Annotated in this window: 19 protein-coding genes; 12 read left to right on the forward strand and 7 right to left on the reverse strand. The window is 62.3% G+C overall.

Annotated features, from left to right (window positions below):
• Positions 1 to 44: 44 nt before the first annotated feature.
• A complete protein-coding gene (regB, locus tag FGD77_RS07280) occupies positions 45 to 1,442 on the reverse strand; it encodes a sensor histidine kinase RegB (protein WP_255007987.1) in 1,398 nt (465 codons plus the stop codon).
• A gap of 116 nt (positions 1,443 to 1,558) precedes the next feature.
• On the opposite strand from regB, the gene FGD77_RS07285 reads away from it, so the two are divergent.
• Positions 1,559 to 2,182, forward strand: a complete 624-nt coding sequence (locus FGD77_RS07285; protein ID WP_255007989.1) for an SCO family protein — start codon at positions 1,559 to 1,561, stop codon at positions 2,180 to 2,182.
• Between the two features lie 82 nt (positions 2,183 to 2,264).
• The gene (locus FGD77_RS07290) at positions 2,265 to 2,816 is read left to right on the forward strand and encodes an ActR/PrrA/RegA family redox response regulator transcription factor (RefSeq protein WP_255008001.1); all 552 of its coding nucleotides are present in this window, start codon (positions 2,265 to 2,267) and stop codon (positions 2,814 to 2,816) included.
• Between the two features lie 83 nt (positions 2,817 to 2,899).
• Here FGD77_RS07290 and FGD77_RS07295 read toward each other — a convergent pair whose 3' ends face one another.
• Entirely contained in the window at positions 2,900 to 4,126 is a 1,227-nt protein-coding gene (locus tag FGD77_RS07295; protein ID WP_255008003.1) for an argininosuccinate synthase, read from the reverse strand.
• Between the two features lie 256 nt (positions 4,127 to 4,382).
• On the opposite strand from FGD77_RS07295, the gene ilvA reads away from it, so the two are divergent.
• The gene (gene ilvA / locus FGD77_RS07300) at positions 4,383 to 5,621 is read left to right on the forward strand and encodes a threonine ammonia-lyase IlvA (protein ID WP_255008005.1); all 1,239 of its coding nucleotides are present in this window, start codon (positions 4,383 to 4,385) and stop codon (positions 5,619 to 5,621) included.
• A 65-nt stretch (positions 5,622 to 5,686) separates the two neighbouring features.
• On the opposite strand, the gene FGD77_RS07305 is transcribed toward ilvA, so the two are convergent.
• Positions 5,687 to 6,016, reverse strand: coding sequence for an Hpt domain-containing protein (locus tag FGD77_RS07305; protein WP_255008007.1), 330 nt, complete (start codon positions 6,014 to 6,016; stop codon positions 5,687 to 5,689).
• A gap of 154 nt (positions 6,017 to 6,170) precedes the next feature.
• Here FGD77_RS07305 and FGD77_RS07310 point away from each other — a divergent pair, with 154 nt between their 5' ends.
• A complete protein-coding gene (locus FGD77_RS07310) occupies positions 6,171 to 7,451 on the forward strand; it encodes a SpoIIE family protein phosphatase (protein WP_255014132.1) in 1,281 nt (426 codons plus the stop codon).
• Here FGD77_RS07310 and FGD77_RS07315 read toward each other — a convergent pair.
• Positions 7,426 to 7,869, reverse strand: coding sequence for an NUDIX domain-containing protein (locus FGD77_RS07315; protein WP_255008010.1), 444 nt, complete (start codon positions 7,867 to 7,869; stop codon positions 7,426 to 7,428). The genes FGD77_RS07310 and FGD77_RS07315 overlap by 26 nt on opposite strands.
• An 82-nt stretch (positions 7,870 to 7,951) precedes the next feature.
• Between FGD77_RS07315 and FGD77_RS07320 the strand changes: the two genes are divergently transcribed.
• From FGD77_RS07320 to FGD77_RS07340, 5 genes are all read left to right on the forward strand, one after another.
• A complete protein-coding gene (locus FGD77_RS07320) occupies positions 7,952 to 8,968 on the forward strand; it encodes an Hsp33 family molecular chaperone HslO (protein WP_255008020.1) in 1,017 nt (338 codons plus the stop codon).
• The gene (locus FGD77_RS07325) at positions 8,965 to 9,570 is read left to right on the forward strand and encodes a CoA pyrophosphatase (RefSeq protein WP_255008022.1); all 606 of its coding nucleotides are present in this window, start codon (positions 8,965 to 8,967) and stop codon (positions 9,568 to 9,570) included. The genes FGD77_RS07320 and FGD77_RS07325 overlap by 4 nt, the downstream gene beginning before the upstream one ends.
• Before the next feature lie 2 nt (positions 9,571 to 9,572).
• Positions 9,573 to 10,721: a CCA tRNA nucleotidyltransferase gene (locus FGD77_RS07330; protein WP_255014134.1), complete on the forward strand. Its 1,149-nt coding sequence runs from the start codon at positions 9,573 to 9,575 to the stop codon at positions 10,719 to 10,721.
• Positions 10,718 to 11,932, forward strand: a complete 1,215-nt coding sequence (locus FGD77_RS07335) for a class I SAM-dependent RNA methyltransferase (protein ID WP_255008023.1) — start codon at positions 10,718 to 10,720, stop codon at positions 11,930 to 11,932. The genes FGD77_RS07330 and FGD77_RS07335 overlap by 4 nt, the downstream gene beginning before the upstream one ends.
• A 78-nt stretch (positions 11,933 to 12,010) precedes the next feature.
• Positions 12,011 to 12,511, forward strand: a complete 501-nt coding sequence (locus tag FGD77_RS07340) for a murein L,D-transpeptidase family protein (protein WP_255008024.1) — start codon at positions 12,011 to 12,013, stop codon at positions 12,509 to 12,511.
• 114 nt (positions 12,512 to 12,625) lie between these two features.
• Here the strand turns inward: FGD77_RS07340 and FGD77_RS07345 are convergent, their stop codons facing one another.
• Entirely contained in the window at positions 12,626 to 13,144 is a 519-nt protein-coding gene (locus FGD77_RS07345; RefSeq protein ID WP_255008025.1) for a CAP domain-containing protein, read from the reverse strand.
• 174 nt (positions 13,145 to 13,318) lie between these two features.
• Between FGD77_RS07345 and FGD77_RS07350 the strand changes: the two genes are divergently transcribed.
• The gene (locus FGD77_RS07350) at positions 13,319 to 13,912 is read left to right on the forward strand and encodes a L,D-transpeptidase (protein ID WP_255008028.1); all 594 of its coding nucleotides are present in this window, start codon (positions 13,319 to 13,321) and stop codon (positions 13,910 to 13,912) included.
• Between the two features lie 143 nt (positions 13,913 to 14,055).
• Entirely contained in the window at positions 14,056 to 14,244 is a 189-nt protein-coding gene (locus tag FGD77_RS07355) for a hypothetical protein (RefSeq protein WP_255008031.1), read from the forward strand.
• Between the two features lie 72 nt (positions 14,245 to 14,316).
• Here the strand turns inward: FGD77_RS07355 and hemH are convergent, their stop codons facing one another.
• Positions 14,317 to 15,375, reverse strand: a complete 1,059-nt coding sequence (gene hemH / locus FGD77_RS07360; RefSeq protein ID WP_255008034.1) for a ferrochelatase — start codon at positions 15,373 to 15,375, stop codon at positions 14,317 to 14,319.
• Between the two features lie 60 nt (positions 15,376 to 15,435).
• Positions 15,436 to 16,254 (reverse strand): methyltransferase domain-containing protein, encoded by an 819-nt coding sequence (locus FGD77_RS07365; protein WP_255008037.1) that lies wholly within the window; start codon positions 16,252 to 16,254, stop codon positions 15,436 to 15,438.
• A 35-nt stretch (positions 16,255 to 16,289) separates the two neighbouring features.
• On the opposite strand from FGD77_RS07365, the gene FGD77_RS07370 reads away from it, so the two are divergent.
• The gene (locus FGD77_RS07370) at positions 16,290 to 17,027 is read left to right on the forward strand and encodes a double zinc ribbon domain-containing protein (RefSeq protein WP_255008039.1); all 738 of its coding nucleotides are present in this window, start codon (positions 16,290 to 16,292) and stop codon (positions 17,025 to 17,027) included.
• The last annotated feature ends 19 nt before the right edge of the window (positions 17,028 to 17,046 follow it).

Here is a 17,046-nt window from a genome sequence, read left to right on the forward strand (position 1 = left end):
AGTAACGCGCAGATCCATGCGTATTTCAGAGAAAACCGGCGAATTCAGTGCGTAAAGGGGATATTCTGGCCGATCCCGCCGCTGCCTGCGGTGCTGTATTGCGCCAGTTCAGCGAGCGGCCAGACCACTTCGACCACTGCGCCAATACGTTCGCGCCGGATCGAATCGCCCCGGAACGAATCGGCCCCGTTGGCGAAGCTGAGGGTCGCGCCCGACCGCTCCAGCAGCGTTTTGGCAATGAACAAACCAAGGCCCATCCCCTCGTATTCGGGCCGGTTGGAAATGGGGCCGCGCGCGCGGCGGCGCATCATCGGATCGCCAATCCGGCCCAGCAGGTGGGGTGGATAGCCGGGTCCGTCATCCATGATACGCAATGCGATCATTTGATCCGACCAACGGGTTTCGATCCAGACGCGGCTGTCTGCGAAATCCACGGCATTCTGGATCAGGTTGCGCAGGCCGTGGATAATCTCGGGGCGGCGCGGGATGACGGGCGGCTCCTGGGGTGCGCTGCCCACCGGGGCGTGATCGAACAGCAGCGCCTTGCCGCGCTGGGCGTGCGGGCCGGCCGCCTCGTCGATGACGGCGGTCAGGGGGGCGTGGCGCAGATGCAGATCGTCCTTACCGGCGCGGCCCATCGACCGCAGGATATCGCGGCACCGGTCCGCCTGATCGCGGATCAGCAGCGCATCGTCGCGCGCATCACTGCCTTCGGGCAGATCGTCCGCCAGCTCGGCGCTGGTCAGCTTGATCGTGGCAAGCGGTGTGCCCAGCTCATGCGCTGCGGCTGCGACGACACCGCCCAGGTCGGTCAGCTTCTGCTCGCGGGCGAGGGCCATTTGCGTGGCCTGAAGCGCGCCGGACATGGCGCGCATTTCATTGACGGTCCAGCGTGAATAAACCCCGAGGAATACGATCCCGATGACGATCGCCACCCAATTGCCGAACAGGAAGATGACCGGCACCCGCATGACAAAGCCGTCATCGGTGGTCAGCGGCAGGTTGAACCGCGCCAGAACTGACACGATCAGGATCGCCGTCAGGCCCAGAAATATGGTCGAACGCGATGACAACGAGGACGCCGACACCACAACGGGCCCGACAATCAATATCGAAAACGGATTGTTCAAGCCGCCGGTCAAATAGAGCAACACCCCCAGCTGGATCAGATCGAACAGCACCATCGCCAGGTTTTCAGCCTCGGTCAGGCGCTTGTTGACCGGGAACACCAGCGACGCGACCAGATTGCTGATGATCGACGCGCCAATCACCATGTAGCACAGGCCAATTTGCAAGTTCAGATGCAGCGCGCGTTCGGCGACGATCAGCGCCGTGATCTGGCCGATGACAGCCCACCAGCGCAGCAGGATCAGCGTGCGCAACCGAATCCAGCTGCCCCTGCGCTTGGGCGCGACCTGCGCCTGTGATGGTTGGTTCGCCATATGCGGTAAATCGCCCCGTTGCGTGCCCGGTATCTTTTGTTAGATGTGGCACAGTAGGGCGTTCTTGCCCAGAAGCCGGGTTCGCAAACCCGTTCTAAAACCCTGAAGGATCCAATATGTCGCGTCTGTTGATCACCACCATAGCCGCCGCAATCATCGCTTTGGCCGCGGGCATTTACATGATGACGACGGGGCGTTCGGGAGGCGATTTCGCCGAATGCCGCAGTACAGCGGTTGCCGGCGGCGGAGATATCGGCGGCGATTTCACGCTGATCGACGAAACAGGCAAGACCGTGACCAGCGCCGATGTTCTGGATGAGCCGGCGTTGATCTACTTTGGCTATACATTCTGCCCGGATGTCTGCCCGCTGGACGTAGCCCGCAACGCCGAGGCGGTCAGCATCCTGGAAGAGCGCGGCGTGATGGTCAAGCCGGTCTTTATCTCCATCGATCCAACCCGGGATACGCCCGAAGTGGTCGCGGACTACACCGACGCGATGCACCCCCGGATGCTGGGCCTGACCGGATCGCCCGAGCAGGTGCGCGAAGCCAGCCAAGCCTACCGCACCTATTACAAGGCGCAGGAAGCGGCGCCGGGCGAGGAAGACTATTATCTGGTCGATCACTCGACCTTCACTTACTTCACGATGCCCGGCCATGGGTTTGTCGAATTCTTCCGCCGCGATGTGACGGGCGAGCAGATGGCAGACCAGGTGCAGTGCTTCCTGAACGCCGATTGACTGGCTGGACGGCCCGGTTTGACCAGTGCATGGTAACGGACTAAATCCTCGCTCGGGGACAATCAGGAACTGGAAGCGCGCCATGGCCGATACCGAACTGGATCTGGGCGACGATAAATCGCTGCTTTTGGTCGATGATGATGAGGCGTTCGTGCGCCGACTGGCCAAGGCCATGGAGAAGCGCGGGTTCGACGTGGATGTCGCCACCTCGGTCAAGGCAGGGCGCGCCAGTGCGACGGCCCGGCCCCCTGCATATGCCGTCTGTGATCTGCGGTTGGAGGATGGCAACGGTCTGGACGTGGTCGAAGTGATCCGCGAGAAACGTCCGGAAAGCCGCGTGGTGGTGTTAACCGGCTATGGCGCCATCGCCACGGCCGTCGCGGCGGTCAAGATTGGTGCGACCGACTATCTGTCAAAACCTGCCGACGCCACCGACATCATCAACGCCCTGATGGCCACGGGAGACGAACTGCCGCCACCGCCGGAAAACCTGATGAGTGCCGACCGCGTCCGGTGGGAGCATATCCAGCGCGTATATGAGCTGTGTGACCGCAATGTATCCGAGACCGCGCGGCGTCTGAACATGCATCGGCGGACGCTGCAGCGGATATTGGCAAAACGGTCGCCCAGATAAGGGCGGCCTGTGCTTTAATCGACATTATTTGAGTATTTTTGGAACATTGAAAGGGCAGGTTGCGCTGCCCTTTCAAGCGGGTTTCAGCCTTTCAGACGGCGATCCCGCGCGGCGAGCAGTTTCAGCCGCAGGGCGTTCAGCTGGATAAAGCCGGCGGCGTCCTTTTGGTCATAGGCGCCTGCATCGTCCTCGAACGTCACATGCGCCTCGGAATACAGCGAATGGTCCGACCAGCGACCGACCGTGCGTGCGCTGCCCTTGTAGAGCTTGAGCCGGACAGTTCCGGTGACATGCGTCTGGCTGGCGTCGATGGCGGCCTGCAACATGCTCCGTTCGGGTGAGAACCAGAAGCCGTTATAGATCAGTTCGGCGTATTGCGGCATCAGCTGGTCCTTGAGGTGCATCGCGCCGCGATCCATCGTGATGCTTTCGATCCCGCGATGCGCCTCAAGCAGGATCGTGCCGCCGGGGGTCTCGTAGATTCCGCGTGATTTCATGCCGACAAAACGCCCTTCGACGAGGTCCAGCCGGCCAACGCCATGTTTGCCGCCCAGTTCGTTCAGTTTGGTCAGGACAGTTGCGGGGCTCATCGCCTCGCCGTTGATTGACACGGCATCGCCGCGCTCGAACCCGATTTCGACGAATTCAGGCTCGTTCGGTGCATCCTCGGGGTGGACGGTGCGCTGATAGACATAATCGGGCGCCATTTCGGCGGGATCTTCCAGCACCTTGCCTTCGGATGAGGTGTGAAGAAGGTTCGCATCCACCGAAAATGGCGCTTCGCCGCGCTTGTCCTTGGCGATCGGGATCTGGTTTTTCTCGGCGAAATCCAGCAGTTTGGTGCGGCTGGACAGATCCCACTCGCGCCACGGCGCGATGACCTTGATATCAGGGTTCAGCGCATAGGCTGCCAGTTCGAAACGGACTTGATCGTTGCCCTTGCCGGTCGCGCCATGTGCGACCGCATCGGCGCCGACTTCTTCGGCAATCTCGACGAGCCGCTTGGAAATCAGGGGCCGCGCGATGGACGTGCCCAGAAGGTACAGCCCCTCATAGACCGCATTGGCGCGGAACATCGGGAACACGAAATCGCGCACGAATTCCTCGCGCACGTCCTCGATATAGATGTTCTTTGGGTCGATCCCCAGCATCACGGCCTTTTCGCGGGCGGGCTCCAGCTCTTCGCCCTGGCCGAGATCCGCGGTGAAGGTCACCACCTCGCAGCCATATTCGGTTTGCAGCCATTTCAGGATGATCGATGTATCGAGGCCGCCGGAATAGGCCAGCACGACTTTCTTGGGCGCGGACATGAGACAGTTTCCTTTGTCAGGGTCGGGCAGGGGCTTAGCGGGTTTTGCCATGGCAGGCAAGGCGGGCAGGCGTTGCTGCATGGGTGCGAGGACCGTTATATGACGCGGAGGCGCAAAGGAGCGCCGCACTGCGCGGGGACTGGCGGCGGTTGCAAAGGTTGCGGGCCGGAAAATGTCCCGCCCATCCATGGAAAAGCGATGCCCGGCGGTTCGCCATGTCTTGCGCCGGGCAGGCGGTTGAGGCAGGCATGTCCGCATGAGTGATTTTCAGCAAAACGCCCGCGCCGCCGAAGCTGCGATGCGCCCGGTCTTTGACCCGACTCCGCTTCAGCGCAACGAGCATCTGTCCGAGCGCTACGACGCCAACATATTGCTAAAAAGAGAGGATTTGACGCCGGTCCGCTCTTACAAACTGCGCGGCGCGTTCAATGCCATGCGCAAGGTGTTGGCGCTGGGCGACGAGACGCCGACCTTTGTGTGCGCCAGCGCGGGCAACCATGCGCAGGGCGTTGCGTTCATGTGCCGACATTTCGGCGTGCAGGGCGTTATCTACATGCCGGTCACGACGCCGCAGCAAAAAATCGGCAAGACGCGGATTTTCGGCGGTGACAACGTCCGTGTCGAACTGACAGGCGATTATTTTGACGTCACGCTCGCTGCGGCGCAGGAGTATTGCGTGCGTATCGGCGCGCATTTCCTGTCGCCATTTGACGACGAGGACGTGATTGAGGGCCAGGCCTCGGTGATGGTCGAGATCGAACGCGACCTAGGCGGAATGCCTGATCACATCGTGATGCCTGTCGGCGGTGGTGGACTGTCGGCCGGCGTTTGCAGCTATGTTGGTGATCGGGCCGAATTGACACTGGTCGAGCCAGCCGGGGGCGCCAGCCTGCATGCGGCGCTGATGGCCGGTGCGCCCGTGCGGCTGGAGCATGTGAACACCTTTGCCGATGGCGCCGCCGTGGCGCAGATTGGCGCGCGAACGTTTCAACGGCTGCGCCATCTTGACCCCGGTCAGGCGGTGACCGTCGACGAGGACCGTTTGTGCACGACGATGATCGAAATGCTGAACATCGAAGGTATCGTGCTGGAACCCGCTGGCGCGCTGGCCGTCGACGCGCTCAAGGACATGAAAAACCGTATCCGTGGCAAGACTGTGGTCTGCGTGACCTCCGGTGGAAACTTCGATTTCGAGCGCCTCCCCGAGGTCAAGGAACGCGCGCAGCGCCATTCCGGGGTCAAGAAGTATTTTATCCTTCGTATGCCTCAGCGACCCGGTGCGCTGAAGGATTTCCTGAATTTGCTGGGCCCTGAAGACGACATTGCCCGATTTGAGTATCTCAAGAAATCCGCGCGCAACTTTGGCTCGGTCTTGATCGGTATCGAAACGAGCCGCGAAGAGAATTTCGTGCGTCTGCTGGGGGCTTTCACGTCAGCAGGGTTTGACTATCGCGATATCACCGACGACAGGGTACTGGCCGAATTCCTGATCTGACCGACGCCCGGCATTTTGCCTTCGTATTTCCCCAGCCTTCCTGTTGATCGCCGACAGGGGCTGTTTCATCGGCTTTGCTGGTTCAGGCGTGTCAGGAACTCTGTTTTTGAGAGATCGTAGATGGTGCGCGTTGCCGGGACATCAATCTGTGAGTGTTGGCTCTGTGCTGCAGCCGTTTCACCGGTCTGGCAATGTTCGGCAAATGCCCGGAAGCCCAAATTCAGCGCGCTCCCTCTGAGCGAGTGAAATTTGTACTCCAACTGCGCCGGATCGCACCCGGCATGCAAATCAGCGATCTCGGACTCGACCTCCTCCAGGAATATTTCAACCACCTCGCCGAAATCTTCGGCGCCGATTTCATTTTGCAATTCTCTGACCCGACTCCAATCAATCATGTCGCCTCCGCCATTTGCGGTTGAAAATGGCGCATATCTCTTAACAAGGCGTTACGGGGAGCGGCCTGGTCAAAAATATCGACTTTCACCGAGTGTTAATCCTTTGTGCGCTAGGACTGGTGAATTATTTTCAAAGGGAATTTCCGTGTCCCATATTACTCAACTGCCAACCGATCCCGCGCTGGATGTAGCCGCCTCGACCCGTGCGATTCAGCGTGTTCTGATTGTCGACGATAGCCGATTGCAGCGGCGTATTCTTGCCGCATCTCTCAGGAAGTGGGAGTTCGTGGTGGCCGAGGCCGAGTCAGGCGAAGACGCGTTGCAGATCTGCCGGTCCGACCCGCCGGATCTGGTGTTGAGCGATTGGATGATGCCCGGCATGTCCGGTTTGGAATTCTGCGATGAATTTCGCCGTATGGACCGTGAAAGCTACGGATATTTCATCCTGCTGACGTCAAAATCGGACAAGGCAGAGATTGCCAGTGGTCTGGATGCAGGTGCGGACGATTTTCTGACAAAACCGGTCAATTCCGGCGAATTGCGCGCGCGCATCGCGGCGGGCGAGCGGATTTTGCAGATGGAACGGCAACTGACCGACAAGAACCGCTTGATCAACGCTACCCTTGGGAAGCTGAGCGCGCTCTATGAATCGCTGGACAATGACCTGATCGAGGCGAAAAAACTGCAGCAGTCGTTGGTCAGTGATCGCCACCGGGATTATGGCACCGCTGAGGTGTCGATGCTGTTGCGATCATCGGGGCATGTGGGCGGTGATCTGGTGGGGATGTTTCCGGTCAGTGACACGCGCATCGGTCTGTACGGCATCGATGTGTCGGGCCATGGAATCAGTTCGGCGTTAATGACGGCGCGGCTGGCGGGGTACCTGTCGGGCGCGGCACCTGAGCAGAACGTCGCGATGCGCCGAATGCCCGATGGCACCTTCGCATCGCGCCCGCCCGGGCAGACGATCGCCGCGCTTAATGACCTATTTCTTAGCGAACTGGAGACGGAGCACTACTTTACCCTGCTGCTGGCCGATGTGGATCTGGCGACCGGCCGGGTGGTGATGGCGCAGGCCGGCCATCCGTATCCGGCTGTCCAGCGCGCGAACGGTTCGGTCGAGATGATTGGATGTGGCGGATTACCGGTCGGTCTGATTCCGGGGGCCGAATTTCAGGAGTTCGAGGTTCAGCTTGCCCCGGGGGATCGGCTGATGATTCATTCGGATGGGGTGACAGAGTGCGCCGGGATGGACGGCAAGCTGCTGGATGATGAGGGGCTGGCACGACTGCTGGAGGATCTGCGCGGCACGCGCGCGATGGCGTGCCTGGAATCGTTGATCTGGAAACTGGCCGATTTCGCAGGCGATGACAGCTTTGCCGACGATGTGTCGGCGATCCTGCTGGAGATCAAGCCAATCCGGCCCAGTGGCTGACGAACATGCGATCGCCTTCGTTGCCCAGCTGTTCGGTGGCATCGGGGGTGCTGATTGTCAGGGGGCGATGACCGGCCTCCGTCGGGGCACAGATCGCCCGTACCGGTCTGGCGACATAGATCGTGCACAGCTTTTCGGCCCACATGTCATATTCCGGCATATAGACGAAGCGGCGAAACGCACCGATCCGGCGGGGCGCCGCGATGATCCACCCGGTTTCCTCCATAACTTCGCGGTGAAGCGCGCGCAGTGGCGATTCGCCCGGATCTATTCCTCCGCCCGGTAGCTGTAATTCCGGCTTTGGTTCCTCTTGCAGAGTGACCAGCAGACCGCCCTGCCGCGGCAGGATTGCATAGACCCCGTGGCGCATCCGATAGGAGATATCGGGCCGGGGCAGATTTCCCACGCGTCGGATCATATGGTTTGCTCCTCTTGGACGGCGGGTTGCCCCTGCCTATATCTTCGCGATATGCCAAGGTCCGGCACATAAGGAAACCCCCATGACACTCGGTGAAAAACTTGCCTGGGACGACACGGTTCTGCCGTTCCAGCTGGATAATTCGGATATTCGGGGTCGCGTTGCGCGGCTTGACGGGGTGCTTGGCGGCATCCTGAAGCAGCATGAGTACCCCCCGGTGGTCGAGGCGTTGGTCGCGGAAATGGCCCTTTTGACCGCGCTGATCGGCCAGACGATCAAGCTGCGCTGGAAGCTGTCGCTTCAGGTGCAGTCGAACGGCCCTGTTCGCATGATCGCCACCGATTACTACGGCCCGCAAGAGGACGGAGAGCCTGCGCGCATCCGGGCCTATGCCAGTTATGACGCGGATCGCCTGACGGATGCCGCCCCGTTTGCACAGGTTGGCGAGGGATATTTTGCCATCATGATCGATCAGGGCAAGGGCACCACCCCTTACCAGGGTATCACGCCGCTGGCAGGGGGCAGCCTGCGCGCCTGCGCCGAGGCATATTTTGCCCAGTCCGAGCAGATTCCCACCAGATTTGCCCTGAGCTTTGGCCGCTCGACGGAACAGGCAGGTTCCGAGCATTGGCGGGCCGGCGGCGTCATGCTGCAACATATGCCCAAGGCGTCGCCGCAGATTGCCGGTGCGGGCAGTGGCGAGGAACGCTTGTTGCAGCCCGCCGATGTCGCCCCGGACGGCGAAGAGGGTGAGAACTGGACCCGTGCGAACGTGCTTTTGGATACAGTCGACGAGTTGGAACTGATCGGCCCCAGCGTCGCGCCGACTGACCTTTTGCTGCGGCTGTTTCACGAAGAGGCGCCGCGTGTTTATGATGCGCAGGCTGTCCGGTTTGGTTGCACCTGCTCGGCCGAGCGTGTGCGCCAGAGCCTGTCGATTTACTCGGCCAAGGATATTCAGACGATGACGAGGGACGATGGCCGCGTCACCGCCGATTGCCAGTTCTGCGGCGCGCATTACGATCTGGACCCCGAAACACTGGGGTTCGAGTCCACGCAAGGCAAGGCAGGCAGCAAGGATGACGGCGGCGCGGCATGAGTGCGTCAGATCCCATCGCGGCGGTCGCCACTGCGCTGGGCCGCGCAGGGGGGCCGACGTCTGATTTCGATCTGAACCCCGAAACGGTCCTGGCCGAGGGGCGCAGGCTGCGCCCGGCCGGCGTTCTGGTGCCGCTGATGATGGGTGCGACCGGCGCGCGTGTTGTGCTGACGCAGCGGTCATCGGGGCTGAAACATCACCCCGGCCAGATTGCTTTTCCGGGCGGAAAGCAGGACGAGGGCGATGCCGACGTGACCGCCGCTGCGCTGCGCGAGGCGCGCGAGGAGATCGGTCTTGACCCTGCCAATGTCGAGGTTCTGGGATATTTGCCCACGCATGAGACGGTGACAGGGTTTACCGTGACTCCCGTGGTCGCGCGCGTGCTGTCCCCCTACATCCCCGTCCCGGAAGTGGCCGAGGTGGCCGAGGTGTTCGATGTACCGCTCGGTCACGTGCTACGGCGCTGCCGTTACCGGATTGAGGCGCGCTATTGGCGTGGCACGATGCGGCGGTATTATACCGTGCCATTCGGCCCCTATTATATCTGGGGCGCGACGGCGCGGATGCTGCGGTCGCTGGCCGAAGTGGCGGGCCGCCCGTGAGGATCGACGCGCCTTGGCTGGCCGCTGCGCCGCTTCAGGCGGTGTTCGCCGCGTTCCGTGATGCGGGTCATCGGGCGTGGTTGGTGGGCGGCGCGGTGCGCAATGCTGTCCTGGGCGAGCCGGTCGGCGATCTGGACCTTGCCACCGACGCGACACCCCAGCAAATGACGCAGCTGGCCAGGGCGGCGGGCATCAAGGCCGTGCCAACTGGCGCCGATCACGGCACCATGACACTGGTCGCGGATGGTGTGCCGCACGAAGTCACCACGTTTCGCCGCGATGTCGAAACATTCGGGCGGCGCGCGACTGTCGAATTCACCCGCGAGATGGCCGAGGATGCGCGCCGCCGCGATTTCACGATGAACGCGCTCTATGCCGATGCCGATGGTGTGGTGATCGACCCGCTGGGCGGGCTGCCGGACGCGCTGGCGCGGCGCGTGCGCTTTGTGGGTGACGCGGGCCAGCGTATCGTTGAGGACTATCTGCGCATCCTGCGGTTTTTTCGGTTTCACGCCCAATATGGTGGCGATCGCGGCATCGACGCCGATGGGCTGGCTGCCGTCGCTGATAATCTGGATGGTCTGGACAGCCTTGCCCGCGAACGGGTTGGCACCGAAATGCGGCGGCTACTGGCTGCGCCTGATCCGGCGCTGGCGATTGCTGCGATGGCACAGGTCGGAGCATTGGCGCGGGTTCTGCCGGGGGCGGATATGCGGGCGCTGGCGCCGCTGGTGCATCTTGAGGATCAGACCGGCACGCCGCCCGAATCCATGCGCCGCCTTGCGGCCCTTGGCGGTGAGGCACCGCGCGAGCGTTTGCGCCTGTCGAATGCCGATGGGGCGCGGCTGGATCTGCTGCGTGGCGAGGTCGGCGCGCCAACAGGCCCCGCTGCGCTGGGCTACCGACACGGGCTGTCGAGCGCGCGCGATATTTTGCTGCTGCGTGCGGCCATGCTGGAGGGGCCGCTGGACGTTGCCGCGCTGGATGCGGCATCGATTGGCGCCGAGGCGGTATTTCCGATCAAGGCGCGCGATCTGATGCCGCAGCATCAGGGCGCAGCGCTGGGCGCACGGTTGAAAACGCTCGAAGAGCGGTGGATCGCCTCGGGCTTTGCCCTGACGCGGCAGGAATTGCTGGAAGGGACGCCATGAGCTATCGCATCGACCGTCTGGGCCATCAGGGGGACGGCATCGCCGCCGGCCCGGTATTCGCGCCCATGACCCTGCCCGGCGAGGTGGTCAGCGGCACGCTGAACGGCCAGCGGCTGGCGGATATTCGCATCGATGAGCCTAGCGCGCGCCGGGTCTCGCCGCCCTGCCGACACTTCAAGGCCTGCGGAGGCTGTCAGTTACAGCATGCGGATGACGCCTTTGTCGCGACGTGGAAAGAAGATGTCGTGCGCACCGCCCTCGCTGCGCACGGGATCGAGGCGCCGTTTCGTCCCATCGCAACGTCCCCGCCGCAGGCGCGGCGGCGTGCGACCCTGTCGGCGCGGCGCACCAAAAAGGGCGCGATGGCCGGGTTTCATGGGCGTGCGTCGGATGTGATTGTGGAAATACCGGAGTGCCGGCTGCTGCACCCCGATCTGATGCGCGCGATCCCGGTGGCCGCGGCGCTGGCGCGGGAAACGGCCAGCCGCAAGGGCGCGCTGGACGTGGCCGCCTGCCTGTCGGGCGGGGGGCTGGATGTAAACGTCACGGGCGGCCGGGCGCTGGACGGTCCACTGCGTATCACGCTTGCCGGGCTGGCCGAGGCGCATGATCTGGCGCGCCTTGCGTGGGAGGGCGAGGTGATCGCCACGCGCAATTCGCCTGTGCAACGCTTTGGAAACACCCAGATCGTCCCGCCGCCCGGCGCGTTCCTGCAAGCGACGGCCGAGGGCGAGGCGGCGCTGCTGGCCGATGTCATGGCGGCGGTGACGGATGCGGCGCGGATCGTCGACCTGTTCGCCGGGTGCGGCACATTTACGTTGCCGCTGTCTGCGCGGGCGCAGGTTCATGCGGTCGAAGGCGAGGCGGCGATGATCGAGGCGCTCGACATTGGCTGGCGCAAGGCGGCGGGGCTGAAACAGGTGACGGGGGAGGTGCGCGATCTGTTTCGCCGCCCACTGCTGCCGGACGAACTGAAACGCTTTGACGGGGCGGTGATCGATCCGCCGCGCGCCGGGGCCGAGGCGCAGGTGGCGCAGTTGATCGCTGCGGCGATCCCGCGCATCGCTTATGTTTCGTGCAATCCGGTGACCTTTGCACGCGATGCGGCGGCGCTGATCTCGGGCGGGTATACCCTGTCCGGATTGCGCGTGGTGGACCAGTTTCGGTGGTCCAGTCACGTCGAACTGGTGGCCGATTTCGCCCGGATGTGACGCGTGCCTGCGAATTTCCTCTATCTCGGGGCCCCCAAACTGGGGTATACATAGAAAAAAACGGATCGAGTAGGGCACATGAGGATTATTAGATTTTTTGCGATCGCGCTGGTCGTTGTTGGACTGTCGGCATGCGGTTCCAAGTTCAAGACGTATAAAGGCCCCGAAGTCACGCATGTCGTGCTGAAAAAGGCCGAGCGCAAGATGTATCTGCTGCATCATAACAAGGTGCTGGAGGATTACGATTTCGACCTTGGCTTTATGCCGGCCGGTCACAAAACCGAAGAGGGCGACGGGCGCACGCCCGAGGGCACGTATCTGATCGACCGCCGCAATCCGAACAGCAAATTCCACCTGTCCATCGGAATCTCCTATCCCAATGTGGTGGATCGCGCGCAGGCCTATTCGCGGGGCAAAAGCCCGGGAGGCGATATCTTTATTCATGGTCAACCCAACGGAGCCAAGGGGCGTCGTCAGGGGCGCGACTGGACCGCCGGGTGCATCGCCGTCAGCAACAAAGAGGTCGAATGGATCTATGCAATGGTGAAGGACGGCACGCCCATTACGGTATATCCATGACAGGATGTCGGGTTGCGGCCCGGGCATTAGTATAATTAGGAAGACGAAAGCGCCGGAGCGGATTTGACCCCGTTCCGGCGTTTTGACATTTCAGGCGGGCAGGGCAGTGGGGCGTCAGCCGCCCATCACCATGGTCCACCAGATCTTGCCATTGTTTTCCTGAAGCCAGGAAAACCCCAGATCGCGGGCGTTGGGCGATAGCACGACCTTGCGCGTCGAGGGTTCATCCATCCATGCGGCGAGGGTTTCCAGCTCGGTCTCGTAGGTTTCCGAAATGTTTTCGCCGACGAGGTTGCCCGTATATCCCACGCGGCGGATCCGGTCGATCGGGGACGACCCGTCCGAGCCGAAATGCCACGGCCTGTTCTGCACCGACATATCGCGCGAATGGGTCGCTGCGGCTGCGTTCAACTGCGCGTTCAACGCGACCGGGCTACGGCCCGCGGCGCTGCGCAGGGAATTGACCGAATCCAGCATGCGGTACTGGATCGTCGACGTGTCGCGGGACCGGATAGGGTAGACCTTCGGCAACGGCTTACCATCGGGGCCGATCTGCGGTTGCGACGGAAGAGAAGGCGCACAGGCACTGAGAGCGAGCAGTGCGGTGAGGAGAAGAACCAGAATTCGCGACATAGACTAAGGACCACCCAGCATGATTTGTGTGTGCAAGCTGTACAGTGCCCGGCGTTGCGATTCAAACCCACATGGCCGGAACCTCGCGGTTGTGGTATAGTTTGAATTGCGACTGCGTCTTTCGCGCAATATGGTCAACCGGATCAGAAGCATCCCGCCGCCTTGGAGGCAGATATGAATCAGAATACCCCCAAGATGTTGAATCGTCGCAGCTTTCTGGCTGCATCAGTCGCTATGATAGGTGCCCCCGCAATAGGGCAGAGCGTGAACACCACCCAGATGGAGGCGGATGTAAGCTCCACCGTGCGTCGCAACATCTCGAGCTTTCGGTCGCTGACCTGGCAGCCTTACTTCTCAAGCCTCAGAAACGGCGCCGTATTGGTCGATATCGATTCGCGTGCCCTGCATTTCTGGAGTGCGGATGGCAAGACCTACAGGCTTTATCCGTCCTCCGTGCCCATGTCCGAGGGTCTGACGCGCCGGGGCCGCACCAGCATAACCCGCAAGGTCGTGGGGCCCAGCTGGAGCCCGACGGCAAACATGCTCAAGCGCAATCCGGATTGGCCCAGATATGTGCCGCCCGGCCCGGATAATCCGCTGGGCACCCATGCCCTGTATTTGGGGTGGAAGTATTACCGGATCCACGGCACGCACGATAAACGCAAGATCGGGCGCAAATCGTCGAGCGGCTGTATAGGCCTGTACAATCAGCACATCGCCGAGCTTTTCAGCCTCACCAAAGTCGGCACGCAAGTGTTGCTTATTTGACGAAGTGGCGACGCCTCTTGGCCAGCTCAGCCCAGAATTAATTGCAATCACGAAAAATTGCTGTCTACAAAGTTGACACGAGGTAAACGTCTTGGGTGCTTGCTGTCGCGATACGCGGCGCAGGCTAATTTCTGGAGAATACTATGAAAAAAATCGTTCTCGCCGCTGCTCTTTCCGCTGCTGCTTCGACTGCCTTCGCTGGCAACATGGAGCCGCCCGTCATGGAAGCGCCCGTCATCGTCGAAGAAACCAACGCTAGCTCGTCGTCCGCAGGTGTCTGGGTTCCGCTGGTTCTGCTGGCAATCGTCGCAGCTGTGGTCATTGCTGACTAAAGCGTTTCGCGATTTTTGCTACGGAATAGGCGCTGGACCATCGGGTTCAGCGCCTTTTTCTTTGCCGGTCAGTCAGATCCAGCCTTGCAGATTTTCGCGGATCATATCCGCCAGCGCGTCGATATGCGCCGGGCTGTCGTTGAGGCATGGGATATAGGTGAATTCCTCGCCTCCGGCCTCTTCAAAGCTTTCGCGGATCTCCTCGTTGATCTCTTCCAGCGTCTCGATGCAATCGGCGGAAAAGGCGGGGGCGACCACGGCGATCCGGCGCTTGCCTTCTTCGGTGGCTAGGCGCGCGACCTCTTTGACGGTGTAGGGTTTCAGCCATTCTTCGGGACCAAAGACCGACTGGAACGTCGTGGTGATCTGGCTGTCATCCCAGCCCAGCCGTTCCTTTAGCAGGCGCGTCGTTTTCTGGCATTGGCAATGATACGGATCGCCCTGCATCAGGTAGCGCTGCGGCATGCCGTGATAGGATACGACCAGAATTTCGGGCCGTGCTGCGCCTGCATAGGCCGTCTCGACCGAGGTCGCCAACGCATCGATATAGGCAGGCTGGTCGAAATAGGGCGCGATGGTGCGCGCGGCGGGCTGGCGGGTTTCCTTCATCAACGCGCGAAAGAATTCGTCATTTGCCGTGCCGGACGTCGCCCCGGCATATTGCGGGTAAAGCGGCACGAACAGGATGCGCGTGCAGCCTGCTTCGGTCATTTCGCGCACTTTTGACCGGGTCGAGGGATTGCCGTAGCGCATACAGAAATCGACCATCACGTCGTCGCCATATTCGGCGGTCAGTGTGTTGCGCATTGCGTCGGTCTGGTCGCGGGTGATCGTCATCAGGGGGCTTTCGCCCTTGGCCTCGTTCCAGATCGATTTATACGCCTTGCCCGAGGTGAAGGGGCGCTTCGTCAGGATCACCAGTTGCAGCAGCGGCTGCCATTTCCACGGGGAATAGTCGATCACGCGGCGGTCGGACAGGAATTCGTTCAGGTAGCGGCGCATTGGCCAATAGTCGTAACTATCCGGCGTGCCGAGATTTGCCAGAAGGATGCCTGTCTTCTCACGTGGGATCGCGGGGTGATCTACGGGCGCATGCGCGGGGCAGGTGGCCTGAAGGGTTGGCTGCGTCATGGGGTCGTCCTTTATCCTGCGCCGGTCTGAAACCGGGACATAAGCGAATGACGGCGGGGGTCAATCGTCCAGCGGTGTCTCTTTGGTGTTCAGGGCGTCCGCCAGCCGCGTTGTGGCCGACCCGGGGCGGAGTGGCTGCTGCTGTGACGCATGCGGTGCCCAGCCGGTGAGAAAGATCAGATCATAGGTGGCGATGATCCGTCCTGCGCCATCCCCGAAGGCATCGGCATAGATCTGCGCGGCGCGGTCGAACACGGCGCGTCGGGCGAAATGGCGGGGCCGCGCAGCCATGGCGTTGCCTTCGCCCATGGCGCGCAGATCGCGCATCAGGGCGGTCATATCGGTATAGCTGGCGGTCAACGGTACGCTGTCCACAACCGGCAGGGCCAGCCCGGCGCGTTGCAGCAAGCCGCCCAGATCGCGCACTTCGCCGGTGGGGGCGATCCGGGGCGACAGGCCGCCCGTCACCTCGGATTCTGCCTGCGCCAGGCTGGCGCGCAACTGGTGCAGCGTCGTGCCGCCCGACATGACGCCCAGAAACAGGCCGTCAGGTTTCAGCGCGCGGCGCGCTTGGATCAGTTGGCCCACCGGGTCGTCCGACCAGTGCAGCGCCATGGCGTGAATGACCAGATCATGGGTTTCCGGCTCCAGCGCGAGGGTCGGCTCGTCCGCGATGATCGTCGCCTCGGGAAAGGCGGCGCGCCATGGCGCCGGCCAGCCGGTGATGATTGCAGGCGCTGTAAACGCTTTGTTAACCATCGAAATGCGATCCTGCATCTCGTCGGTTGCCGCCTCGTGCAGGAACAGCGCCGGACCTGCGTCAACGGCGCGGGCGCGCTGGCGCATCAGGGCGGCGCGGTCTGTCAGTTGCGCGGTCATCGGGGGAACATCATTCGCATGGATGGGACATATAGGTGAAGGCCACGCATTTGCAATCGGCACTGCGGCTGGTCTATCCGCCGCGCTGCACCGTCTGCGGCGATCTGGTGGACAGCGATTTCGGTCTCTGCGGGCCGTGCTGGCGCGATACGCCTTTCGTGATGGGGCAGGTGTGCAACCTGTGCGGCGTATCGCTGCCTGCCGGGCCGGACGCGCCGGGCGACCTGCTGACCTGTGACGATTGCCTCAGAACACCGCGACCATGGGACGCAGGGCGCGCGGCGCTGACGTATTCGGGCACTGGGCGCAAACTGGTCTTGGCGCTGAAACATGGTGACCGGCAGGACATGGTGCGCCCCGCCGCTGTCTGGATGGCGCGCGCCGCGCAGCCGCTGCTGCGCCCCGATACGCTGTTCGCGCCGGTGCCGCTGCACTGGCTGCGGCTGCTTCGTCGCCGCTACAATCAGGCCGCGCTGCTGGCGCGCGCGGTTGCCGCCGAGGTCGACCGCCCGATGTGCCCCGATCTGCTGATCCGTCCGCGCGCCACGCCGTCCTTGGGCGGTTTGGGGCGCGATGCCCGGTTTGCGACGATGGAGGGCACGATCCGCGTGCATCCCCGGCGGCGCATCCGTCTGGCCGGGCGGCATGTCCTGTTGGTGGACGACGTGATGGCATCGGGCGCCACCTTTTCAGCGGCGGCGAACGCGTGCCTTGCGGCGGGGGCGGCGGGCGTCGATATTCTGGTACTGGCGCGCGCGCGCAAGGATGCCTAAATTCAAAGGCACGCCCTGA

Origin of the sequence: Roseovarius sp. M141 (assembly GCF_024355225.1) — a bacterium.
Classification (GTDB): Bacteria; Pseudomonadota; Alphaproteobacteria; order Rhodobacterales; family Rhodobacteraceae; genus Roseovarius.